General features: G+C 67.6%; 5 protein-coding genes. All 5 read left to right on the top strand.

Annotation, left to right across the window (positions count from 1 at the left end; all coding sequences use genetic code 11):
- On the top strand, positions 1-782 hold a 782-nt coding region (locus V7Q31_RS18090), incomplete at its 5' end, for a CmpA/NrtA family ABC transporter substrate-binding protein (protein WP_333835242.1).
- A gap of 4 nt (positions 783-786) precedes the next feature.
- Entirely contained in the window at positions 787-1626 is an 840-nt protein-coding gene (gene ntrB, locus V7Q31_RS18085; RefSeq protein WP_333835241.1) for a nitrate ABC transporter permease, read from the top strand.
- Positions 1627-1630: 4 nt separating this feature from the next.
- A complete protein-coding gene (locus tag V7Q31_RS18080) occupies positions 1631-2524 on the top strand; it encodes an ABC transporter ATP-binding protein (protein WP_333835240.1) in 894 nt (297 codons plus the stop codon).
- A 17-nt stretch (positions 2525-2541) separates the two neighbouring features.
- Positions 2542-3012: a cyanase gene (gene cynS / locus V7Q31_RS18075; protein ID WP_333835239.1), complete on the top strand. Its 471-nt coding sequence runs from the start codon at positions 2542-2544 to the stop codon at positions 3010-3012.
- Between the two features lie 49 nt (positions 3013-3061).
- Positions 3062-3529, top strand: coding sequence for a nuclear transport factor 2 family protein (locus V7Q31_RS18070; RefSeq protein ID WP_333835238.1), 468 nt, complete (start codon positions 3062-3064; stop codon positions 3527-3529).
- The last annotated feature ends 18 nt before the right edge of the window (positions 3530-3547 follow it).

Below are 3547 nucleotides of genomic sequence, written 5' to 3'. Positions count from 1 at the left end.
AGGACAAGCGCGACCCGCAGATGTGGAAGGGCATGACCTTCGGCGTGCCGTTCGAATACTCGATGCACAACTTCCTGCTGCGCTACTACGTGGCCGAGCACGGTCTGGACCCCGACACCGACATCCAGATCCGCGTGACGCCGCCGCCGGAGATGGTCGCCAACCTCAGCGCCGGGAACCTCGACGGCTTCCTGTCGCCCGACCCCTTCAACCAGCGCGCGGTGTGGGAGGGGGTGGGCTTCATCCACCTGTTGACCAAGGACCTCTGGGACGGCCACCCCTGCTGCGCCTTCGCCGCGCCCGCCAGCTTCGCGCGCGAGCTGCCCAACACCTACGGCGCCCTGCTGCGGGCCATCATCGATGCGACGCAGTACGCCTCCAACCCCGCCAACCGGGCCGAGATCGCCGAGGCCATCGCGCCGCCCAACTACCTCAACCAGCCCGTGCCAGTTATCCAGCAGGTGCTCTCGGGCCGTTTCGCCGACGGGCTGGGCAATGTCCAGGACGTGCCGGACCGGATCGATTTCGACCCCTTCCCGTGGCACTCGATGGGCGTGTGGATCCTGACGCAGATGAAGCGCTGGGGGTACATCGAGGGCGATGTCGATTACGCCCGCATCGCCGAGCAGGTTTATCTGGCCGCCGACGCCGCGGCGGTGATGCGAGAGCTGGGCTACGAGCCTCCGAGCGAGACCTACAAGACCCACACGATCATGGGCAAGGTCTTCGATCCGGCGGACCCGGAGGGCTATGTCGCTTCCTTCGCCATCGGCCGGACCTGAGCCGATGACTTGGACCCTGCCGCCGCGCCTGCGCGCAGCCCTGCTGTCGGTGCTGATCCTCGCGGTCGGACTCACGGCCTGGGAGCTGTCGGTCACCGCCCGCGGCGGGGCGACCGGCGAACTGACCGAATACGAGATCCTGATGGGCATGGCGGCGCCGAAGGCTGGCCTGCCCGCGCCGTCCGAAGTCGCGGCGAAGGCGTGGGCGGAGCTGTCGGACCCGTTCTACGTCCGCGGCTCCAACGACATGGGGATCGGCATCCAGATCGGCTATTCGCTCCAGCGCGTGCTGACGGGCTACTTCCTCGCCGCCGCCCTCGCGATTCCGCTGGGCTTTCTCATCGGCATGTCGCCGCTGATGCACCGCGCGCTCGACCCCTTCATCCAGGTGCTGCGGCCGATCTCGCCCCTGGCGTGGATGCCGCTGGCGCTGTTCGTGATCCGCGACAGTCAGGCCTCGGCGATCTTCGTCATTTTCATCTGTTCGATCTGGCCCATGCTGATCAACACCGCCTTCGGCGTCGCCGGCGTGCGGAAGGACTGGATCAACGTCGCCCGCACCCACGAACTCGGCGCCCTGCGCACCGCCTTCACCGTCATCCTGCCGGCGGCGGCGCCCACCATCCTGACGGGGATGCGCATCTCGATCGGCATCGCGTGGCTGGTGATCGTGGCGGCGGAGATGCTCGTGGGGGGCACCGGCATCGGCTACTACGTCTGGAACGAGTGGAACAACCTCGACCTGACTTCCGTGATCTTCTCGATCCTCATGATCGGCGTGGTGGGCATGCTGCTCGACGCCGCCTTCGCGCGCGTCCAGCGCGCCGTTCAGTTCGCGGAGTGACGCCATGAAACCGTTCGTGTCGGTCGAAGGTCTCGCCAAGCGCTTTCCGACGCCGAAAGGCGAGCCGCTGACGGTGTTCGAGAATGTCACCTTCGGGGTAGAGAAGGGTGAGTTCGTCTGCATCATCGGCCACTCGGGCTGCGGCAAGTCTACCATCCTGAACGTGCTCGCGGGGCTCGACGAGGCGAGCGAGGGTGCGGTGGTGATGGACGGTCGCGAGGTGCGCGGGCCATCGCTGGAGCGCGGCGTGGTGTTCCAGAACTACTCGCTGCTGCCGTGGCTGACGGCGCTACAGAACGTCACCTTCGGCGTCGGCGCGCGGAACCCGAAGTGGAGCCGGGAGCAGGTGCGCGCCCACGCAATAAAGTATCTGGAGCTCGTGGGCCTGACCGGCGGCGCGGAGCATCGCAAGCCGAGCCAGCTCTCGGGCGGCATGCGCCAGCGCGTCAGCATCGCCCGCGCCTTCGCCACCCAGCCGCAGCTTCTGCTGCTGGACGAGCCGTTCGGCGCGCTTGACGCGCTGACCCGCGGCTCGATCCAGGACGAGTTGCTGAAGATATGGAGCGAGACGCACCAGACCGTCTTCATGATCACCCACGACGTGGACGAGGCGATCCTGCTGGCGGACCGCATCCTGCTGATGACCAACGGTCCCTTCGCCCGCGTGGCGGAATCCGTCGAGATCTCGATCCCCCGCCCGCGTCGGCGCGACGAGATCATCGAGCACCCGCACTTCTACCGCATCCGCAACCACCTGGTGCACTTCCTTTCCCGCCGCTCACGGGGGTTGGCCGGGCGGCGCGAGGGGAGGCCCGTGGCGCCGGAGACCATCCGCTTCGAGGACGAGGAGCCGCGCCCCGCGCCGGGCCGGCCCCGCCTCGCCGCCGTCAACGAGTAGAGAGGGAGAACGACCCGATGACGAGAACCGCGTTCGTGGAGCCGATGATGACCAAGGACGACGTCGCCGCAATGGCGCTGGCCGCCAAGAAGCAAAGCGGCATGTCGTGGGAGGAGATCGCGGCCAAGATCGGCATGTCGCCGGTGTGGACGCACTCGGCGCTGATGGGCATGAACTCGATGCCGAAAGAGGCCGCCGAGGCCGCCGTCAGCGTGCTGGGCCTGCCGCAGGAGGCCGCGCTGGTGCTGATGGAGCCGCCGACGAAGGAATGGTCTCAGTCCGTGCCGACCGACCCCTGCATCTATCGTCTCTATGAGATCATCGCGGTCTACGGGCCCACGATGAAAGCGCTGATCCAGGAGAAGTTCGGCGACGGCATCATGTCCGCCATCGACTTCGACATGCAGATCACCCGAGTCGAGCACCCCAAGGGCGACCGGGTGAAGGTCGAAATGACCGGCAAGTTCCTGAAGTACAACAACTGGTGAGAGGCGGGCGGGGGGCTCGGCGCTCCCCTCTCCTCGCGCGAGGCTGCCCATGACCCGCCCACCCGTTCCCCCCTTCGACGAGGCCGCCGCGCGCAGGAAGGTGCGCATGGCCGAGGACGCATGGAACAGTCGCGACCCGGAGCGGGTCGCGATGGCCTACACCCCGGACAGCCGCTGGCGGAACCGCTCCGAGATCTTCGCCGGCCGCCCCGCGATCGTCGCGTTCCTGACGCGCAAATGGGAGCGGGAGCGCGAGTACCGGCTGGTCAAGAACCTCCACGCCTTCTGGGGAAACCGCATCGCCGTGCGGTTCCAGTACGAATGGCACGATGCGGACGGCCAGTGGTGGCGCAGCTACGGCAACGAGAACTGGGAGTTCGACGCCGAGGGTTACATGGAGCGTCGCGAGGCCAGCATCAACGACGTCGCGATCAGCGAGGTCGAACGCCGCTTCCGCTGGGAGGCGCCGGGGCCCCGACCGGTGGGGATGGCGGAGATTGCGGACGATCCGCGGTGAGCGGTTCGGGCTGTCGGC

The organism is Rubrimonas sp. (assembly GCF_036788415.1).
In the GTDB taxonomy this organism is placed as follows: Bacteria; Pseudomonadota; Alphaproteobacteria; order Rhodobacterales; family Rhodobacteraceae; genus Rubrimonas.
Note: the sequence above shows the minus strand (reverse complement) of the source record. Positions and strands in the feature narration are given on the sequence as shown.